This window comes from Schleiferilactobacillus shenzhenensis LY-73, from assembly GCF_000469325.1.
GTDB classification, from domain to species: domain Bacteria; phylum Bacillota; class Bacilli; order Lactobacillales; family Lactobacillaceae; genus Schleiferilactobacillus; species Schleiferilactobacillus shenzhenensis.
Genome location: NZ_KI271607.1, coordinates 4651 through 25421 on the forward strand (window position 1 = coordinate 4651; position 20771 = coordinate 25421).

19 protein-coding genes are annotated in these 20771 nt (G+C 55.9%); all 19 read left to right on the top strand.

Going from position 1 to position 20771, the window contains the following annotated elements; all coding sequences use genetic code 11:
• Positions 1-185: 185 nt before the first annotated feature.
• The 19 genes from L248_RS13015 (at position 186) to L248_RS13105 (ending at position 20755) form a co-directional block, all read left to right on the top strand.
• Positions 186-1868 carry an alpha-glucosidase gene (locus L248_RS13015; RefSeq protein WP_022530719.1) on the top strand — a complete coding sequence of 561 codons (1683 nt, stop codon included), beginning with the start codon at positions 186-188 and terminating at the stop codon, positions 1866-1868.
• Entirely contained in the window at positions 1868-3646 is a 1779-nt protein-coding gene (locus L248_RS13020) for a glycoside hydrolase family 13 protein (RefSeq protein ID WP_022530720.1), read from the top strand. Before L248_RS13015 ends, L248_RS13020 begins: the two co-directional genes overlap by 1 nt.
• 471 nt (positions 3647-4117) lie before the next feature.
• The gene (locus tag L248_RS13025; RefSeq protein WP_022530722.1) at positions 4118-5359 is read left to right on the top strand and encodes an extracellular solute-binding protein; all 1242 of its coding nucleotides are present in this window, start codon (positions 4118-4120) and stop codon (positions 5357-5359) included.
• A 106-nt stretch (positions 5360-5465) separates the two neighbouring features.
• Positions 5466-6824, top strand: a complete 1359-nt coding sequence (locus L248_RS13030; protein ID WP_022530723.1) for a carbohydrate ABC transporter permease — start codon at positions 5466-5468, stop codon at positions 6822-6824.
• A gap of 5 nt (positions 6825-6829) precedes the next feature.
• Positions 6830-7687: a sugar ABC transporter permease gene (locus tag L248_RS13035; protein WP_022530724.1), complete on the top strand. Its 858-nt coding sequence runs from the start codon at positions 6830-6832 to the stop codon at positions 7685-7687.
• A gap of 92 nt (positions 7688-7779) precedes the next feature.
• Positions 7780-8592, top strand: a complete 813-nt coding sequence (locus tag L248_RS13040; protein ID WP_022530725.1) for a hypothetical protein — start codon at positions 7780-7782, stop codon at positions 8590-8592.
• Entirely contained in the window at positions 8585-10861 is a 2277-nt protein-coding gene (locus tag L248_RS13045) for a glycoside hydrolase family 65 protein (protein WP_040536854.1), read from the top strand. Before L248_RS13040 ends, L248_RS13045 begins: the two co-directional genes overlap by 8 nt.
• Positions 10862-10910: 49 nt before the next feature.
• Positions 10911-11582 carry a beta-phosphoglucomutase gene (gene pgmB, locus L248_RS13050; protein ID WP_040536855.1) on the top strand — a complete coding sequence of 224 codons (672 nt, stop codon included), beginning with the start codon at positions 10911-10913 and terminating at the stop codon, positions 11580-11582.
• A gap of 131 nt (positions 11583-11713) precedes the next feature.
• Entirely contained in the window at positions 11714-13120 is a 1407-nt protein-coding gene (locus L248_RS13055; protein WP_022530728.1) for an MATE family efflux transporter, read from the top strand.
• 92 nt (positions 13121-13212) lie between these two features.
• Positions 13213-14166 (top strand): ATPase, T2SS/T4P/T4SS family, encoded by a 954-nt coding sequence (locus tag L248_RS13060; RefSeq protein WP_196812043.1) that lies wholly within the window; start codon positions 13213-13215, stop codon positions 14164-14166.
• Between the two features lie 79 nt (positions 14167-14245).
• Complete coding sequence (locus L248_RS13065; protein ID WP_022530730.1) at positions 14246-15202, top strand: type II secretion system F family protein; 957 nt, start codon at positions 14246-14248, stop codon at positions 15200-15202.
• 34 nt (positions 15203-15236) lie between these two features.
• On the top strand, positions 15237-15602 hold the full coding sequence (gene comGC / locus L248_RS13070; protein WP_022530731.1) for a competence type IV pilus major pilin ComGC: 366 nt from the start codon (positions 15237-15239) through the stop codon (positions 15600-15602).
• Positions 15592-16179 (top strand): hypothetical protein, encoded by a 588-nt coding sequence (locus L248_RS16375; protein ID WP_245585312.1) that lies wholly within the window; start codon positions 15592-15594, stop codon positions 16177-16179. Before comGC ends, L248_RS16375 begins: the two co-directional genes overlap by 11 nt.
• An 87-nt stretch (positions 16180-16266) precedes the next feature.
• Complete coding sequence (locus L248_RS13080) at positions 16267-16818, top strand: hypothetical protein (protein ID WP_040536859.1); 552 nt, start codon at positions 16267-16269, stop codon at positions 16816-16818.
• Positions 16733-17065 carry a hypothetical protein gene (locus L248_RS13085; protein ID WP_022530734.1) on the top strand — a complete coding sequence of 111 codons (333 nt, stop codon included), beginning with the start codon at positions 16733-16735 and terminating at the stop codon, positions 17063-17065. Before L248_RS13080 ends, L248_RS13085 begins: the two co-directional genes overlap by 86 nt.
• A gap of 118 nt (positions 17066-17183) precedes the next feature.
• Positions 17184-18212 carry a class I SAM-dependent methyltransferase gene (locus L248_RS13090; protein ID WP_022530735.1) on the top strand — a complete coding sequence of 343 codons (1029 nt, stop codon included), beginning with the start codon at positions 17184-17186 and terminating at the stop codon, positions 18210-18212.
• 64 nt (positions 18213-18276) lie between these two features.
• Complete coding sequence (locus tag L248_RS13095; RefSeq protein ID WP_022530736.1) at positions 18277-19467, top strand: acetate/propionate family kinase; 1191 nt, start codon at positions 18277-18279, stop codon at positions 19465-19467.
• A gap of 79 nt (positions 19468-19546) precedes the next feature.
• Positions 19547-20008, top strand: coding sequence for a hypothetical protein (locus tag L248_RS13100; protein ID WP_022530737.1), 462 nt, complete (start codon positions 19547-19549; stop codon positions 20006-20008).
• Between the two features lie 63 nt (positions 20009-20071).
• Entirely contained in the window at positions 20072-20755 is a 684-nt protein-coding gene (locus L248_RS13105; protein ID WP_022530738.1) for a hypothetical protein, read from the top strand.
• Positions 20756-20771 lie beyond the last annotated feature (16 nt).

A 20771-nucleotide genomic window follows, 5' to 3' on the forward strand; every position in this document is an offset into this window, starting at 1 on the left:
GTTCCAGCCCCAATCTGCGTAGCCCGTAGTCACCCGGGCCAGAGACGTGACAGTGACTCCCTCGACCCAATTGACGCATTTCTCACTTAGCCGACTACTGTTACCGCTAACACCCCTGCACCCCGTTGCCATTGCACACGCTTTCGCTTAAGGTGAATGCAGACGAAACGAAAAGGGGTTTGTGCATGGGAGAATGGTATGACAACGCCATCGTGTATCAGGTCTATCCCAAGAGCTTCAAGGATAGCAACGGTGACGGTATCGGCGATTTGGCCGGGATTACGGAGAAGCTCGATTATTTCACCCCGCTGGGCGTGAACACCCTCTGGCTGAACCCGATTTTTAAGTCCCCCCAAGTCGACAACGGCTATGATGTTTCTGATTTCTATGGGATCGATCCCCAGCTGGGGACGATGCATGACTTTGACACACTGGTCAGCGAAGCCCACGCGCGGGGGTTGCGGATCGTGCTGGACATGGTCTTGAACCACACGTCGGACCAGCATCCCTGGTTCCAGCAGGCGCTGCAAGGCCCTCAGAATCCTTACTATGACTACTATATTTGGGCCAACGGTCATGCAGGTCAGCGGCCAAATAACTGGGGGTCGTTTTTCGGCGGCAGTGTCTGGACCCAGCACCCCCAGGTCAAGGACCGGTATTATTTCCACCTCTTTGAACGCCGGATGCCGGATTTGAACTGGCGCAACCCGCTGGTGCGGGGAGAAATGATCAAAGTGGCCAATTTCTGGGCCGACCGCGGTATTGACGGGTTGCGACTGGATGCATTCATTCACCTGGCCAAGGCGGATCTGCACCAGAATTATCCGACGACCGGCGCCGGGCCGGTGGTGGCGGAGGGCATGTTTGCTAATCTGCCGGCGGTTCAATCCTACTTAGCTGAATTCGTGGCCGGGATCAAAGCGGATCACCCGGATCTGTTTATTCTCGGAGAAGCGGCCAGTGCCACGGTCAATTTGGCGGCGGACTATACCCGGCCTCACGCCGACATGGCGGATGCGGTTATTTCGTTCCGTTATTTCCCCACGGAACCGCACGCGGCCCGCACAGCGGTACCGCAGAATTATCAGCCGCAGCGGTTGGATTGGCTGGGCTTCAAGCAAGTGATGACCGATTGGCAGCAGACACTTTTGGCCCCGCGCCGATTGACGCTCTATTGGGGCAACCACGACATGGCCCGGGTCGCCACCCGGGTCGGCAGCCGCCGCTATCCTCAGCGCTCCGCTAAGTCCTTAGCAACGCTGATGTACTTGCAGCGGGGGATTCCGGTGCTGTACTACGGCGACGAACTGGGGTTGAGTAACGGCACTTTGGCCAGTTTGGCGGCCTTCGGAGATCCCACCGTGACGGCTTTTGCCAACGCGGCTCGGGCTGCGGGCTGGTCGCCTGAGCGCATTCTGGAGAATGTCAATGCCACCCACAAACTCACGGCTCGGGCACCGCTGCCCTGGTCTGATGGGGTGGGCCATGGGTTCTCCACCGTCGCGCCGTGGCTGGCAGTGACCCAAGAGGGGACGCCGGTGGCCGACCAGATGGCGGACGCGGACAGTGTTTGGCACCACTATCAGGCCCTCTTCCAGCTGAAGCAGCAGCCCCTGTTCACCACCGGGGCCTGGCAGCTCCAAGATTGGGCGCCGTGGCTGTATGCCTACACCCGCACCACCGAGCACGAACAAGCCCTGATTTTAGTGAACATTTCTGACAGAAAACAAACACTGACTTTGCCCGCCGCGTGGCAGCACCCGGCGGCCAGCAAGCTCCCAGTGGGCAGTGTCGCTCGCCACACCGACAGCGTCACGCTGGGCCCGTGGAGCAGTGTAGTTTATATGAAGAAGGAGACGACCAATTAATGGAACGTGCAGCAATTTACCATCGCCCTGAGAGCGAATACGCTAGTCTGTATACGGACAATGACCTCCGCCTGCGCCTGCGCACCAAGCGGGACGACATCGCCCAAGTGGACTGTATCTGGGGCGACCCGTACAGCCGGGTGATCAAGGACGGCGTCAATCAGTGGGATTATCGGCGCACGCCGATGCACATCATCGCCCAGACCGAGGATTACGATTATTGGGGCGTCAGCGTCAGCACGCCGTCCAAGCGGCTCCAGTACGGGTTCGAGCTCACCGACACCGCAGAGGAACCGGAATCGGTGGGTTACGGCGACCGTGGTTTCTTTCCTGCGGCACCAGCCGATGTCAGTGATGCCGCTATGTTCCATATGCCGTACTTCCACGATATTGATCGGATCAAAGTGCCGCAGTGGGTGAGCGAGACTGTCTGGTACCAGATCTTCCCGGAACGCTTCGCGAACGGCGACCGCAGCAATGACCCAGAGGGCACACTGCCGTGGGCCAGCAAGGAGCATCCGGACCGCACGGACTTCTATGGCGGCGACTTGCAAGGGGTGATCGACCACCTGGATTATCTGCAGCACCTGGGCATTACGGGGATTTATTTCTGCCCCATCTTCAAGGCCCACTCCAACCACAAGTACGACACCATCGATTACTTAGAGATCGATCCGGACTTTGGGGACAAGAACACCTTCCGCAAGCTGGTCGATGCGGCTCACGAGCGGGGCATCAAGGTCATGATCGACGCAGTCTTCAACCACATCGGCGATGAATCCTACCAGTGGCAGGACGTCTTGACGAAGGGGAAGAAATCCCGCTTCGCCGATTGGTTCCACGTCCATTCCTTCCCGGCCCGCTATGATCAGACCAGCGACTTTGAAGAAGCGAAGAACATTACCTACGACACGTTCGCCAATACGCCGCACATGCCGAAACTGAACACGGCCAACCCCGAGGTGCAGGACTATCTGCTGACGGTGGCCAAGTATTGGATTGAAAATTTCGACATTGATGCCTGGCGTTTGGACGTGGCTAACGAGGTGGATCACCACTTCTGGCGCAAGTTCGCCGAAGTCTGCCATGCGGCCAAGCCCGATTTCTACATTCTCGGGGAAGTCTGGCACTCTTCTCAGCCATGGCTGCAAGGGGACCAGTTCAGCGCCGTGATGAACTATGCCTTCACCGGCCTGATCGAAGACGGCGTGGTCAAGAAGAAAATCACGCCGACACAAATGGTCTCGGCCATGAACCAGCAGGAAATGCGGTACGCGGACCAGACCAGCGAAGTGATGTTCAATGTTCTGGATTCCCACGATACACCGCGGCTGCTGACGGTGTGCCACGACGACGCCGACTTAATGCGCCAAACGCTGGCCTTCACCTATCTGCAAAAAGGGTCGCCGTGTGTTTATTACGGCGATGAAGTGGGTATGGACGGGGCCGATGATCCCGACTGCCGCAAGTGCATGGTGTGGGATCCGGAAGCCCAAGACCAGGACATGCTGCATTTCTTCCGCAAGCTCATTGCGCTCCGCAAGAAATACGCGGACGTCGTCAGTCAAGGCACGGTGGAATGGCGGACGGTGGACGACCTCACGGGGACCGTCCACGTGGTGCGGAAGTTCCATGGCGTCCGCGTGCATGGTGTCTTCAACCTGGGCGAACAGGCCATTACTTTGAAGCACAGCCACCAAGACGAGACGGTCTTGAGTCAAGGTGTTGATGGTAAGCAACTGGCGCCGAATGGGTTCATTCTGTACGTGAAGAAGTAAGTGCTTAGCAAAGCCGAGAAAGGCGAAATCGCTTCTCGGCTTTTTTGATGGGCTGTTTTCCGTAAGCAGGTCATTGAAAACGATCCAAACGGAAGACTTGTATATCAGTCCACAAGAAGATAAAAGCATCGAACCATTGATAATGAATGGACCGGTCCAACCTGGCAACCGTTTGCAAACCTGGTTCCACCGGGATTGATGACCAGAATGTGGTTCGTCAGCGATAGCGTTGCCACACCTCAGCCATCTTGATAACGGTAACATCGGTCTAGCGATTGTAAATTACGTTTCAAGGTCACATACTAGAATATGTAAAACAAATCAGGTCACCGGCACGAGCCGCACTCGCCTGTCCAACATTTTGTCACCGCTTCCTCAACGGGAGCAGGATCAGCAAAACCGCGTTTCAGACGTCATTCTATTTAACAGCCATTTTTTCTGGCTCACCAGGACCTAATAGGAGGAAACAACATGAAGTTGTGGAAAAAAGTTGCTGTCGCCAGTACGACATTGCTTGCCGCCGTTGCCTTAACGGCTTGCGGAAGCAGTTCCAATTCATCGAGCAGCACGTCATCGAGCAAATCCGGTGCCGTCAAGGGGAGTGTCAGCCTGTGGGTCGACACGACGCAGGTACCGTTCTATAAGACGATCGTCAAGAACTTCAACAAGAAGTATCCGGACGTCAAGGTGAAGCTGACCCAGAGCCCGAACGGGTCTTCCAATGCCAAGACCGATGTGGGCAAAGACCCGGCCAAAGCGGCTGACGTCTTCGAAGTGCCTAATGACCAACTCGGTCAAATGGCCGAGGCAGGCTACATCAACCCGCTGTCCCCGACCGCTGAAAAAACCGTCAAGGCCAACAACACGGCCACGTCGGTTAAGGGTGTCACTTGGAAGGATAAGATGTATGCGTTCCCGTTCGCAGAACAGGCCCAGACACTTTATTACAACAAGTCCAAGTTGACCGCTGATGACGTGAAGTCTTGGGATACGTTAACGTCCAAGGGCGTTGTCGCAACGGACTTTACCGTCCCGTATAACTTCTACCCGATTTTCTTATCTGCCGGTACTTATCTTTATGGTAAAGACGGCGAAACCTTGAAAGGCACCAATGCCAACAGCCAAGAAGGGGTCAATGCCCTGAAGTGGTTTGCTGAGCAAAAGGCCAACAAGGGTGTCATGCAGACATCGAACGCTTTGAACCAGTTGAAGTCCGGTCATGCCCAGGCCATCATTGATGGACCTTGGGACGCTGCCAACCTGAAGAAGATCCTCGGTGACAACTTCGCTGTTGCCCCGTATCCGACGATTAAACTGGGCGGCGAAGAGAAGCAGATGCAAGCCTTCTTGGGCATCGAAGCATTCGCCGTTAACTCCCACACTGATACTAAGAATCAAAAAGCAGCGGCTGCGTTGGCTGAGTTCATTACCAACAAGCAGTCTCAACTGATTGTTTACGAGCAGTCTGGTCAGATCCCGACGGATAAAGCCACCCAAGCCAGCAGCAAGGTCGCTAATGATCCGGTTGCCCAAGCCGTGATGGCCATGGCTAAGCCTGGATTCTCTACCTTGATGCCGAAGATGCTGCAAATGGCCACCTTCTGGGATGCCGCAACACCGCTGATCAATGGCGCTTACACGGGCTCCATCAAGGAAAGCCAGTACAGTGCTAAGCTGGAAACCTTCGTACAGCGGATCTCCAAAGCCAACTAACAGTTCTTTTTGAAGGGGTGAGGCCAGCGCCTCGCTCCTTTTACTTATATTGGTGAAAACAATGCACCGCCGGGGGGTTCTCCGGTGGCGAAAGAAGGGGCAGTTTATGTTTAAGAGGAAAGATAAAAAGCCACCCAAAGCAACGTATCGCGAGGTCTGGGCGAAAGGCGGCCTGGCGTCCAAGCTCTCGTTCTTCTTGATGGGTGTCAGCAGTTTAAAGAATCGCCAGTGGGTGCGTGGGATTGCGTACCTGGCTGTTGAAATCGGGTTTATCGTTTGGTTAGCATTCACCGGTGTGTCAGCGCTGAGTCTGCTCACTACATTGGGGGCTATCAAGAAAAAACAGGTCGTATTCGATAAGGCAGAAGGGGTGTACATTACCAAGCTGCCAGACAACTCGGTCACTATCTTGCTGTTCGGGGTACTTGCCGTACTGTTGATCGTGGCCATGGTGTTTCTTTATGTCACGAATTTGCGGGCCACTAAGTCACTGTATATCGCTAATCGTGACGGCGAGCACGTGGAGAGCAACATGGAACAGCTGAAATCATTGTTTGACACGCGGCTGCACACAACGTTGATGACCATCCCCATTATCGGGATCTTGGCGTTCACTGTCTTACCCACGTTGTACATGATTTCTATGGCGTTCACCAACTACGATGCGAAACATTCGATTGGTTTCTCTTGGACTGGTTTCCAAGCCTTCGGCAACGTCTTGACCGGGGACTTGGCCGGGACATTCTTCCCGGTATTGGGCTGGACGCTGGTTTGGGCCGTCTGTGCTACGGCGACGACGTTTTTCTTCGGCGTTTTGTTAGCCATGCTGATCGAGTCCAAGGGGATTAAGTTTAAGGGCGTTTGGCGGACCATCTTCGTCATTGTTTACGCCGTTCCCCAATTCGTTTCTCTGCTGATGATGGCTCAGTTCCTGGACCTGCAAGGCCCGCTAAACAACATTTTGCTGAACTGGGGCTGGATCGCTCACCCGATCAACTTCATCGGGGCGTCCGCGAGCCCGCTGGTGGCCCGAATTACCGTTATCGTGGTCAACATGTGGATTGGTATCCCAGTATCGATGCTGATTTCCACGGCCATTATTCAAAACTTACCGCAAGATCAAATCGAAGCGGCTAAGATCGACGGGGCCAATGCCTTGCAAGTCTTCCGCTCCATTACGTTCCCTCAGATATTGTTTGTCATGGCACCCTCGTTGATTCAACAATTTATCGGCAATATCAACAACTTCAACGTGATCTTCCTATTGACCGGTGGCCAGCCAATGAACAACAACTACGTGGGGGCGGGCGATACCGACCTGCTGGTGACCTGGTTGTACAACTTGGTCTTCGGGCAGACCCAACGGTATAACGCGTCCGCGGTCCTGGGTATCTTGATCTTCATTCTCAGTGCTGTCTTCTCGCTGTTTGCATACCGGCGGACGAACGCCTTTAAGGAGGGCTGATCACAATGAAATCATACAAAGCACAACGGCGCCTGTCCTTGGTGTTCCGCTATCTCTTATTGACACTCTTAGCCGTGGTTTGGCTGGTGCCCATCGTCTGGATCGTTTTGGCAAGCTTCTCATACAATGACACCGGCTTCGTCTCCACTTTCTGGCCTGAGCAATTCACGATTCAAAATTATATTGGGATCTTTACCAGCAGCCAGTTCCCGTTCCTGTATTGGCTGCGCAACACCTTCGTGGTCGCGGTCATCTCCATGGTCCTGTCCACGTTCGTGACGATTTCCGTGGCTTATGCCCTGTCCCGGCTGCGGTTCCGCTTTCGTAAACCATTTCTGCAAATTGCCTTGGTCCTGGGGATGTTCCCTGGGTTCATGTCCATGATCGCCTTGTACTACATCTTGAAGAGTTTCAACATGCTGAACTTGGGCGGCTTGATCTTGGTTTACGTCGGCGGTGCCGGCCTCGGTTTCTACATTGCTAAGGGCTTCTTCGATACGATTCCGCGCTCCATGGACGAAGCGGCGATCATCGACGGCGCGACCCGGTGGCAAGTCTTCATTCACATCGGCTTGCCGATGTCTCGGCCAATGATCGTGTACACGGCCTTGATGGCCTTCATCGGTCCGTGGATCGACTTCATCTTCTCTGGCATCATCCTTTCTTCCTCGGGTAATCCCAAGACGTACACGATTGCCTATGGGCTGTACAACATGCTGCACAGTACGAAGGGCTCGTCCACGACGTACTTCACCCAGTTCATCGCCGGGTGTGTGGTCATCGCGATCCCCATTACGATTCTGTTCGTCGTCATGCAGAAATTCTACGTCAACGGGATTACCGCTGGTGCAGATAAAGGGTAATCGCCAAAAGTGGTGCAGAGGCTTGCCTCTTGGGTCCGCTTTCTGGTACACCAAAGGGGTAAACGATACGCACACTGAGGAGGATCCCCCATATGAAGTTAAGTACACGGTTTCCGTTCAATTACTGGTCAACGACGCTGCAGCCCAAGAAGATGTTTGCCCACCGGCATGATTTAGGGTGGTGGAAGATGATCTTTTCTTGGATCATTCTATTGGCACTGGTGATTATTCCCGTGCCGGTCTATTACGGTCGCCAAACCACGGTGGATACGGATATTCTGCTGCCCAAAGTGACGCAGGCGGTGAAGAAAGACGCTGTCGACCAAGCGTTGGCGACGGCGTTCCAAAACCGTTCGACCGCTCATGCCGTCCTTTACCAAGATAAGCAGACCATTGTGGGCCGCAACCTGACAAAGAAAGAAATTAAGAGCCGCGCCGTCAGTGTTAGCGTCGCTCCGAAATCGTTTGCTCTGCAGGAAGACCAGGCGGCGTTCAAGGTCCCGTTGCGGGCCAGTATCCGCTATCAATCCGCGAAGCAGTACCTGAATGAGCAGTGGTACGCGGAGAACAAGAGCTTAGTGACGATGTACTTCGTTACCCTGTTCGGCGGGATCACCTTTGTCACGGCCCTCTTGCTGTGGCTGGGGATTGCTTTCTTCATGTGGCTGACACGCTTTAATCGGTATACGAGTATTCATAAATATAAGGAAAGTCTGAACTTGGTGCTCAATGCCATGGGCGGCGGGGCGGTCCTCGCCTGCCTGGTGGGCCTGGTGCACTTCGCGTTTGGGCTGCAACTGGTGATTTTGTCCCTGTGGACGGTCATCATGATTAGTTTGATGTTTTGGCAAACCCGTCTGAATGACGGATACGTTGCCACGGGAAGGATGCAAACGTATGACTAAACGATTGTTCGACATCGATCCCTGGCTGATTCGCACCCACACGTTAGCTAAGGACGACAAACGCCTCCAGGAAAGCCTGACCGCCATCGGCAATGGCTACATGGGTCTGCGGGGCAACTTCGAGGAAGGCTACTCCGGTGACAGCCTCCAAGGGACCTATTACGGGGGCGTGTGGTTCCCCGATAAGACCCGGGTGGGCTGGTGGAAGATCGGCTACCCTGAATATTTTGGTAAGGCCATCAATGGGCCGGACTTCATCAGTATGCCGCTGACGATCAACAATGTGCCCATCGACCTGGCGAAGACGCCGTTCCACGATTTCTATCTCAGCCTGGACATGCACAATGCTGTCCTGCACCGTGAATTCATCGTGGATCTGCCAGACACCCAGGTGCAACTGAGCTTCGACCGCTTCATGAGTAACGATATCCGCCAAGCCGCGGTGATCCGCATGACCGCCACGACCCTCCAGGGGAGTGCCGACATTCGGGTGGAATCCCGCTTGGACAGCAACGTCCACAACGAAGACAGTAATTATGAAGAAATGCTCTGGCAGGAGCTCGGCCGCCACGCTGACAGCAACGGTACCAGTTATCTGACGGTGATCACCAAGCCCAACCCTTACGACGTGCCGCGCTTCAGCATTACGCTGAGCATGACCAATCACCTGACCAGCCCGGCGCCCGCCACTCGCACAGCGGAGGACGGCAGCCTGCTGGTGCAGGAGGACCTTTCTTGGCACCTGGGCGAAGGAGAGAGCAGCACCCTGACGAAGTTCGTCACCGTGGTCACCTCCCGGGATATTCCCACGGATAAGCAAGTCGAGGCTGGCCAGGACTTGATGAGCAAGGTCGCGCATAAGGGTTACGATGCACTGCTGGCCGCTCAGAACAAGATTTGGCGGGAGCGCTGGGACATGGCCGACGTGGTGATCGACGGCGACGATGAAGCCCAGCAAGGGATCCGTTTCAACCTGGCCCAGCTTTTCATGACCTATTACGGTGATGACGCCCGTTTGAACATTGGCCCCAAGGGGTTCACCGGGGAGAAATACGGCGGCGCCACTTACTGGGATACCGAAGCCTACATCATTCCGATGTACCTTTCTGTTACGCCCCCCAAGGTCGTTCGCCAGCTGCTGGAATACCGGTACAACCAGCTCGCTGGGGCGTTCCACAACGCCCAGCAGCAGGGCCTGAAGGGCGCGCTGTTCCCGATGGTCACCTTCAACGGTATCGAGTCCCACAATGAGTGGGAGATTACGTTCGAGGAGATCCACCGTAACGGGGCGATCGCCCATGCCATTGCCCAATACACAGACTACACGGGAGACCACAGTTACGTGGACGACCACGGCATCGAAGTGCTCGTTGCCATCAGCCGTTTCTGGGCCGACCGGGTGCATTTCTCAAAGCGCAAAGGCCAATACATGATCCACGGGGTGACCGGACCCAACGAGTACGAGAACAACGTGAACAATAATTGGTACACCAACACCATGGCGACCTGGACGCTGCGCTACACGCTGAAGATGCTGCCGGAGGCGAAGGCTAGTCAGCGAGAGAAGCTCGCGGTCAGTGCCGAAGAAAAGGCTCACTGGCAGGACATTATCGATCGCATGTACTATCCGGAGGACAAGAAGCTGGGCATCTTCGTCCAGAACGATACCTTCCTGGATAAGGATATTCGGCCGGCCAGCAGTATTCCCGCCGATCAGCGGCCAATCAACCAGCACTGGTCCTGGGATCGCATCCTGCGCAGCCCGTTCATCAAGCAGGCCGATGTCTTGCAGGGTATCTACTTCCTTAACGACGAGTTCACTATGCAGCAGAAGGAGCGCAATTACGACTTCTATGAGCCGCTGACCGTGCACGAGTCGTCACTCTCGCCGAGTATCCACGCCATCTTGGCGGCGGAGCTGGGCAAGGAAGACAAGGCGGTGGAATTGTACCAGCGGACGGCCCGGCTGGACCTGGACAACTACAACAACGACACCGACGACGGACTGCACATCACCTCCATGAGCGGCAGCTGGCTGGCCATTGTCCAAGGGTTTGCCGGTATGCGTCAGCACGCGGACAAGCTGTCGTTCAAGCCTTTATTACCCAAGCATTGGCACAAGTACACGTTCGCCATCAATTACCGCGACCGCATCATTCAGGTGACGGTGGATTCGTCCGGCGCTACCCTCCAGCTGCTCAAGGGCGACCCGCTGACCGTCTGGGTCTACGACAAGCCGGAGGAACTGACTGCGTCTGTCCGCGCGTAACGGCCGTGCGGTACAATAGAGATGGTTGTAAGAAAGGATTGTGACGACATTGATCAAGGGGTTTGTATTTGATTTGGACGGCGTGATCACCGATACCGCGCGGTTCCACTATCAGGCTTGGAAGAAAGTGGCCCACGACGAGTTGGGCATCGACATTAACCCGGCCGTAAACGAAAAGCTGAAGGGTGTTTCCCGGATGGATTCACTTAACGTCATCTTGAAGTTCGGCGGCAAGGAGAATGCGTACACCGACACCGAGAAGCGGGAGTTTGCGACGGAGAAGAACGACCTGTACAAGTCGCTCATCAAGCAGATGACGCCGGCGGACATTCTGCCCGGCATCAGCAACTTTCTCCAGGCCATCACTAAAGCGGGCTATCCGATGTCGTTGGCCTCGGCTTCGCGCAACGCCCCGTTCATCATCGAACGGCTGGAATTGGGTGAATACTTCGCGGCCATCGTTGACCCGGCCACTCTGAGCAAGGGCAAGCCGGATCCGGAGATCTTTGAGAAAGCCGCCGACCTGATCCATTCACCGTATGCCGATACGGTCGGTTTGGAAGACGCGGTGGCCGGCATCGAGGGCATCCAGCGGGCCGGCATGTTTGCCGTCGGGGTGGGCAAACCCGAAGTGTTGGGCAAAGCCGACATCCTGTTCCCGGACACGGCCCACTTGGATCTGGCCAAGATCGAAGCGGCCTTTGCCGAAAAGCGGAAGTAGTTCCGCCGAAAAAGACACTATCAGCGCAGACGGCCTCCAGCCGCCTGCGTTTTTTTCGGCCCAGGCCTTCCTTTTGCCTGTTGAATGTTGTAGGGTAATGTAATCATTGTGTAAAAAGGAGTGGCAGACGCATGCGCGATTTGACCCGGGGACCGATCCTCAAACAAATTATCTGGTTTACGATTCCCTTGCTGATTGGGAATATTTTCCAGCAAATGTATACGGTGATCGACACCCTCATCGTGGGCCGGACCATTAGCGTTCAGGCACTAGCCGCGGTGGGGTCGACCGGGTCGCTGTTCATGCTGATCATCGGCTTCGCTCAGTCCACCACGGCTGGACTGGCCATCGTCACCGCTCAGCGCCACGGCTCGCGGGATTACAAGGGCGTCAAGCGCTCGTTTGCCACCAGCATTCTGGTCTCTTTGGTCATTTCAGCCGTGTTGACCGCGTTGAGCATGACTTTTACGATGCCTTTGCTGCGCCTGATGCAAACACCGGAGAACATTATTCATGACGCTGCCAGTTTCATTTCTGTCCTCTTCGGCGGCATCGTCATCGCGGTCTTCTACAACTTGTTTGCCAACATGCTGCGGGCCCTGGGGGATTCGCGTACACCGCTGATCTTCCTGATCCTGGCCTGTATCGTGAACATCGGCTTGGACTTCTGGTTCATCCTCGGCTTCCACATGGGCGTGGCCGGTGCCGGCTATGCGTCTCTGACAGCCCAGGGCTTGTCCGCCGTGCTCAGCGGCTGGTACATCTGGCACCGGGTGCCGGAACTGGTTCTGCGGCCGAAGGACTTCCGCGGGCTGGGCAAGGAGATCATTCCCCACATCCGCATCGGCATTCCCATGGGCTTCCAGGCGTCGATCATCTCCATCGGTGCGCTGATCCTGCAGATCATGCTCAATACCCTCGGTTCTGACGCGGTCGCGGCGTACACTGCCGCCGGCCGCATCGACGGACTGGCGACGATGCCCGCCATGTCCTTCGGTATTACCATGGCCACCTTCGCAGCCCAGAACTTGGGCGCTCGCAACTATGACCGCATTCGGACGGGCGTGAAGAAAGCCCTGGTCGCCTCCTGTTCCGTCTCCATCATACTGGGCGCGGGCATCATTCTTTTGGGCAAGCCGCTGGTCAACATGTTCGTCGGCAGCCATCAGCCCCTGGTCACCAACATGGCCCAGATTTACTTCCACTTCAATTCCAGCATGTACTTCCTGCTGGCGATTCTTTTCATCGTCCGGTATACCCTGCAGGGGCTGGGCCAGAGCATGGTACCGACGATCGCCGGGGTCATGGAGCTGCTGATGCGGACGTTTGCCGGCTTGATCCTGGTGCACTATTTCGGCTTCGCCGGGGCGTCGGCGGCCAACCCGCTGGCGTGGCTGGGTTCATTGACCGTGTTGATCAGTTCTTACGTCAGAACGATGCGGCACTTGAAGAATATGGCGGTGAACCAGCCGCTGGCAGAAAAGAAAGCACAGCACAGCGAGCCCCTGGAACCGGCTCTGGAACAGCATCATCATTGATTAGGCAGCACCCCGAAAATTTTTTCGGGGTGTTTTTTTAACTTTCGGCTCCTTTTGCGTATTTGTATATGCAGGGGGTGATGCCATTGGACGTGGCGAAAGAATTAATTGCGCCGGCCGTGGCCGTGCAAGTGTTGGACATATACTTACGGCCGGAGCGGACGGGCTACGCCATCGTTTGGCGGCAAGTCACCGGTCTGCGCACCATCAAGATGATCACCAATGACGAAGGCCAGCAGGTGATCAACGCCCTCAAGTACCTGGCCCAGCTGGACGTGAGCGAGACCCGCCGGCCTCAGTCGGGGATGTGGCGGTACGGCCCGCAGCTGAATATTCGGGTGGCGACGGTGGGGGATTATTTGGAACGGGAGAGCAGTGTGCTGCGGATCTTGTATCCGCTGACGAAGGACCCACACCTTTTCTTCCCCAATCAATTCGCCATGCTCTGCGATCTGGCGCGGCAGCGGGGGCTGATTGCCTTCGCCGGGCCGATGGGGTCGGGCAAGACGACCCTGATGTACCAGGTCGCTGCGCGGCTGGCCCAGACCCACGTGGTGATGGCCATCGAAGATCCGGTCGAGATTGCCCACCCGGGCATCAAGCAGGTCCAAGTCAACGACACGGCCGGGATGACCTATCCCGTGCTGCTCAAGGCGGCGCTGCGGGAACGGCCGGATGTGCTGATCATCGGCGAGGTGCGGGACGCGGCCACGGCAAAGCTGGCTTTCGAAGCCGCGCTGAGCGGCCACTCGGTGTTCACGACGATCCACGCCCGCACCACCGGGGGCATCGCCGGCCGTCTGCTGCAGATGGGCCTGCCCGCCGAGGTGCTGCATAACAGTCTCACCGGCGTCGTCTATCAGCGGCTCCTGCCGGGGCAAAACGGGCCGCCTCAGCTTCTGTGCGACATTGCCGCCCACACAGCGCTGACGGCCCTCATCGACACGCCCCAGCAGTGTTTCATCAATTGGCAGCAGGCGCTGCGCAGTCTATACAGCGACGGTCTCATCAGCAGAGAAACGGCGGTGGCATTCCAGTATGGCTAGCCGAAGAAAAACGCGAGGGCAGGTTCCCAGTAGGAAAAAACGGCCGCGCATTAAGTATGTTGAAGAAACGTTTTTCATCATGCAGGTGGGCAAGATGCTGCAGCATGGCTTGGCTTTACCGGTGGCCATTGATTACATCACTCGGACGCGGCCAGCATTGCGCACGGCCACCCGCCAGCTCAGCCGGCTGCTCCAAAGCGGCCGCAGTTTAGCCGAGGGGATGCGGTCGGTCGGCTTTTCTGACCCGCTCTGCGACCAAGTCGCCATGGCTCAGGCCAATGGCCGGCTGAGCAGCTTCCTCATGCGGGTCGGCCGCTTCCAGCAGGGCCAGCGCCAGCGCCTGCAGAAACTGCAGCGTGCCTGCCTGTATCCCATGTTCCTGTTGGCCTTCGTGGGCATGATCCTGCTGCTGGTGCGGTTGGTGATCCGGCCGCAATTCGCAGCGTTGGGGATGACGGGGGAGGCTGGCTTCAGTCAATGGCTGACGATGGGCTTCGGTCTGCTGGTGGTTATCGGCTGCAGCCTCGGCTGGGCCGGCTACCGCAGCTGGCACGCGCCGATGAACGCCAAGCGGGTGGCCGCTATTCAGCGCTGGCCCATTGTGGGCGGCGTGCTGCGCTGCTACATTTACCACACGCTGCTCTATGACTTGAGCATGCTGCTGGGCAACGGCTGGACCATGAAGGAGATCATCGCCCTGCAAGGGGCCTTTGAACCAGGCTCGCTGGTGGCCGCTTTGCTCCACGACATGGAGGCCAAGTTCCAGGAGGGGACCAGCTTCATTGCCATCATGGACGCGCTGGTGTATTTCCCGGACGAGGTGGCCAGTCTCCTCGCCCAGGGCAGCACCGCCGCGGAACTGGCTGGTGAGTTGGAGATTCTCGCGGACCAGTATTACGAGCTCATGCTTACCCGCATCGACAAGCTGATCACCCGCGTGCAGCCGGCGTGTTTCCTGCTGGTGGGGCTGTCGGTGCTCTGTATTTACGGGGAGCTGCTGCTGCCGATCTATGGCCAGATGCAGGTCCTGAATTAAGACAATTGAGAAGAAAGAAAATGGAGGAATCAAGATGATGCAATTGATCAAGCGCCAGTGGCAAGGGATGAAGCGGAAGAAGCGGAAGGGTTTCACGTTGTTGGAAATGCTGCTGGTGGTATTCATTATCGCCGCGCTGTTGTTGCTGGTGCTGCCGAATTTGATTAGCCAGCAGGGACGGGTGACTGCTCAAACGGATGAGGCACTAGTAACTACAGTGCAAACCCAAGTATCACTTTATCAAGCCGATCAGAGTAAACTTCCAGAGAACCTTGAGAAGTTGGAAGAAACAGGTTACCTGTCAGAGAAACAACTCAAACAGGCAAACCAAGTCGTCATGTATGATCCTAAAACGGGCAATGTCACAGTCAAAGGTTCTGGAACAAACAGTGACAGTTAAAAAAGCATTCACTGTTGTGGAAACGTTGATTGTTTTGTCTTGTGTATGCCTTCTCCTACTGTGTTCTGTTCCGTATTTACAACATATTTCTCGTGCTTCGAGCAATCGTGCGTTTGTTGACCGGTTTAAAATGGCCTACCAGAAGTACGAGAATACGGTGCGTCTACGGTCTGTCAATATTCGAGTGAGCGTAGAAGCAACAGCCAATGGCCCGCCGGCTATTGTCTTTACGCCGGGTGAAAAGATGGTCCTTCCTGAGACACTAGCGATTACGGAACACCCTGGAAACATGAATATTGGTGTATCAAGTGTACAGGCCTGTACTTGGCGCTTCAAGGATGTCGGGAGTGACCTAGAATATACCGTTACAGTACAAATACGATGGGGGCGCTTAATTGAAGAAAAGGAAGGGATTTCTTTTGGTGGAAAGCCTGATTTCGTTAACGATTTTAACCGTGAGTCTCACAATCTACATGGTGTCGAGTACACAATTCAATCGTCAACTAGGCCACGCAAAGCGAAATTGTTCAGCCAATGCGATTATGCTGGCCGTTCTGCGTTCAGAGACAAAACATAATGTTCGATTGACTGTTGACGGCTTGAATTTTAAAGCGGTCTGGAATGAACAGGCGATACATGTAGACAGTAAGGTGGGCACCAACCAATGGTCCTGGTAAAAAAGAAGCGTGACGGCTTTACCTTTCTGGAAACAGTCGCGAGTCTATTTATCGTACTGGCATTTTTGGGTTTGGTTTCCGTTGGTGTTCAGTACGCCATCAGTAACAAGAACAATCAAGGATTAGGTGACGATCGATTTGGCTGGTTCCTCGGGTGCCAGGATTTGGCAGATTACTTACATGGTAAAACGCTCGTGGGAATTGAACAGAACGGTGAGCTGGTCAGGTTGCTTGCTACTGATGGTGATGGCACAAGCAGAGAGGTTAATTTTTACAGGTCGAAGACCGAAAAACGATATATGGTCAGAGCGCAGGTCCTTGGTGAAGGGCATGTGCCAATCATCACCGGACTAAAATACATTGGAAAGTTTTCGTTGATTAATGATCGGACTCTCAAATTGACAGTCGAGTTGCCCGATCCTAAAACGCCCGGAAATCCGGAAGGAGTCACCTATGAAACGTATCTCCCAATTGCTGGCACGGCGCCGGCGCGGGGTCATCCTGCCGACATCACTCGTTCTGGCAGCCCTGCTCCTTAGCCTGTTGGCACTGACCGTCGCCCAAGGCACCAACCGGGTCCAAGCCTGGCACGAGCTGATCCTGAACCAACAGTTCCAAGGCGCCTTTCTTATCGCCAAGCAAGAAGTTGAAGCGGGCCGACCCACCGGAACTGTGCGCTTCAATGATTGGCAATCCGCTGAATGGGAGCTCAAGCAAGATCGTATCTACATCACGCTCCACCCCAGCAACCACCAGCAATCTAAATCGCCAACGACCATCTACTAGTCCGTATACCGTTTCCATTCCCGCCCGTAGCGGGTTTCACAAACAAATACCGGTTGGTCAAATACATGGATGATGATACAATTATCCATGTATTTTTGTTTTTTGGAAGGAGAGCGCCGTGGCTGAAACAGATGCAGTACAACACGTCTTTGCCCCGTTGGACGAGGCCATCACGACCCTGAGTGATGATTTGAAGGTATCCTATCTCGAAGCGCTGCCGGAAGAATTGGCGAACCTGAACGCCAATGAAGTGCACGTGGAGAATGGGGCGCCGGCACCGGGGACGGTGGCTAAGCTGACACCGTTGGCCGCCCAGTTCAGTCAGGCGAAGGCAACCGCCGGACTGACAGCCGCCCAAACGGCCATTCAATTGGCCATCGTCAAGGGCATGCGGGCCGCGAAGACCGACGCCAATCAGATGATTACCCCAGAAGCCATTGGTACGCTAGTGGCCACTACGGCGGATGTCATTTTGCACGGCGCCCCCAGCGCGACCATCCTGGACCCTAGTGTGGGTACGGGCAATCTGCTGCTGACGGTGATGCGGCAGCTGCCTAAGCCAACAGACGAACAGCGGCACGGGTACGGAGTGGACAACAACGAAGACTTGCTCGCCATCGCCGATGCCTTCGCCCGCCAGCTGGGGGAGACGGTCGACTGGTTCCACCAAGACGGCATCGCGCCGCTGGTGGTGCCGGCCGTCGATCTGGTCGTCAATGAGCCGCCGGTGGGCTACTATCCGCTGGATGACGTGGCGAAGGACTTTGCCACCCACGCCAGCACGGGCCACTCCTTTGCCCACCACCTCTTCATTGAGCAGGGCATGCACTACGTCAAGGACGGGGGCTTCGGATTCTTCATCGTGCCCACGGCCATTTTCAACACCAAGGAAGCCCACAGCTTAACCGCCTGGATGGCGCAACAGACGTATATCCAAGCACTGCTGGAACTGCCCAAACAGCTTTTCCAGGACGAGAAAGTCGAGAAATCGATCCTCGTTCTGCAAAAACACGGCGGCGCTGCCCAGCAGGCGAAGCAGATCCTGCTGGCGGGAATTCCGGACCCGACCGATCGCCGGGGCATCGCAGAATTCTTCCATCATGTCCAGGATTGGCGCAAGGAAAATATCAAGACGAATTCAAAATAAAAACCCAACGACTGATAATGGCGTATGCTAAAGTCAGTCTTTAACGAAAGCAGGTTATCCATCGATGAAAATTTTGGCGGTAAACACAGGGAGTTCCACACTCAAGTGGAAGCTGTACGACATGCCGGCGGAGCACGTACTGGCAGAAGGAATGCTGGACCGCATGGGTCTGGGCGATTCCGTCTTTACAGTCAAGTTCAATGGGTCGAAGACCAAAGAGGTCGGCGACATCAAGAACGCTGAAGAAGCGGTCAAGAAATTAATGGCGACGCTGATCGACCGGAAGATCATCGGCAGCTTCGACGAGATTGCGGGAATCGGTCACCGAATCGTGGCTGGCGGGGAGACGTTCACAGAATCTGCCCTGATGACGCCCGAGAACATTAAGAAGGTTCGCGGTCTGGCCGATTTTGCGCCGCTGCACAACCCGGCGGAAGCTGGCGGTATTGAAGCCTTTGCCAAAATTTTGCCGAACGTGCCTCAGGTCGGCGTTTTTGACACGGCGTTTCACACCACAATGCCGAAAGAAAACTACCTGTACAGCATTCCCATGGAATATTACCGCAAGTATGGTGCCCGTAAGTACGGTGCCCACGGGACGAGCCACCGGTACGTGTCGGCCCGGGCAGCGGAACTGCTGCACGCTGACTTGAAATCTTTGAAGATGATCACCCTGCACATGGGCAGCGGCGTTTCTGTCACGGCCATCAAGGACGGCAAGTCTCTGGATACGTCCATGGGCTTCACGCCGCTGGCCGGTGTCACCATGTCCACCCGCTCCGGGGACATTGATGCGTCCCTGGTCGCTTACTTAATGGGCAAGCTGAAGATTACGGACCCGAACCAGATGATCGACATCCTCAACACGAAGTCGGGGATCTACGGCATTTCTGAACTCTCCCCAGACATGCGTCAGTTGGAGCAGACCATCGATACGCGGCCGCAATCCAAGCTGGCCATCGACATCTTCGTCAACCGGATCATCAAGTACATCGGTTCCTACACCGCCATCATGGGCGGTCTGGATGTCTTGGTCTTCACTGCCGGCATCGGCGAAGGCGACATCAAGATGCGTGACCGCATCGTCAAGAAGCTCAATTACATGGGGGCCAAGATCGACCCGGAGCGCAACGATGTGATGGCCAAGGAGCGCTTGATCTCCACCGATGATTCCAGCGTTAAGGTGATGCTTGTGCCGACCAACGAAGAATTGATGATTGCTCGGGACACCGTCCGCGTTGCTCATCTGGCGTAGGCGAACGGTCCCATCGTTCAGAACCCTGCGAGCGGCCCTGCGCCGCGTCTCGGGGTTCTTTTAGAAAGGAGCAGCCACCATGACCATTCTGTATGCTGTCATCGTCCTAGCGCTGGCTGTGGTCGTGATCATTGAACGGCGCGCACTGCGGATCAAGGCGCAGAGGCGCTGGTGGTTCACGATCCTCTTGTGGGTCGTGGCCGCCGCCATGCTGATCTTGCCGGTATGGCAGAAAGGCGGGCAGCAATACCTCATTAGCGGCCTCTTTATCGCAGCGGTGATTGTCCTGCTGACGCTGTGGCGTCAAGGGCTGACGGAGTTTGCGGTGATCAACGGGATGCTGGCTACCCGCGCCTTCAGCGGTCTCACCGGTTACATGCTGACGGAGACGCCGGATAAACCGCTGGCGATTACTTTTTATGGCGGCAGTGTGCGCGTCACCACGCTGCATCTCCTGGCCAGCGCAGACGAAGTGCGCACGTTTCTCAAGAAGCACGCACCGCAGATCAAGCCATTGCGGGAGGCACCCGGAGAGCGGTAACTTGCGCCAAACCCGTGTTCTCTATACAATAGTAAGTGAATAGAGTGAAAGAGGTGATGCGCTATGGCTAGACATCGCCGGCGGATCCAACATATCGGGCAGATCATTCCAGCGGACCGGATGCGGCAATATGTCGCCCACGCTCAGCTGGCGGACCTGCACTTCCTTCAAGAGCTGATCGACGGCCGCACGGAGGAGATCCTAGCCGAGGAGGGGGCCAACGAGTTCCCGGCCTTCGCTCGGCTCGCCCAGCAGCGGGAGGATCAGCTCACCACCCTGGCTCGGCTGATCGACAAGAATCAAGGCCGGGGGTATTACAAGAAGCATGCCACCGCACCGAATTTCTTCCATGATTATCTGCGGGATTATCCCACGGACGAGATCTTCGATGCCATCCATACGCTGTGGGCCATCGAGGCCCAGTTGCGGGACATGCAGGCCGCCATCGGGCCGATCCTGCAGTGGCAGCGGCGGATCAAGCAGGCGGGCTTCACGATTAACACAGTCCACCATTCCCAGCGCAGTCTCAGCGTGTATCTGTACCTCCCTGTGAATCAGGCCGAGGCCTTCACCATCGTCTTCGGCCAGCACTTCGACGTGCCCCGCTTTCTGACCACCGTCGCCCACCGGCCCAGTGATCCGGAATTCAGCGTGCGGCTCTCCGACCACGTGACCGGGATGTATTATAATCAGAGTGAGGGCGCTCAGCAACGGTACCGCGAGGCCGATATTAATTTGTACGTTTAAGTAAGAAATGAGGTTG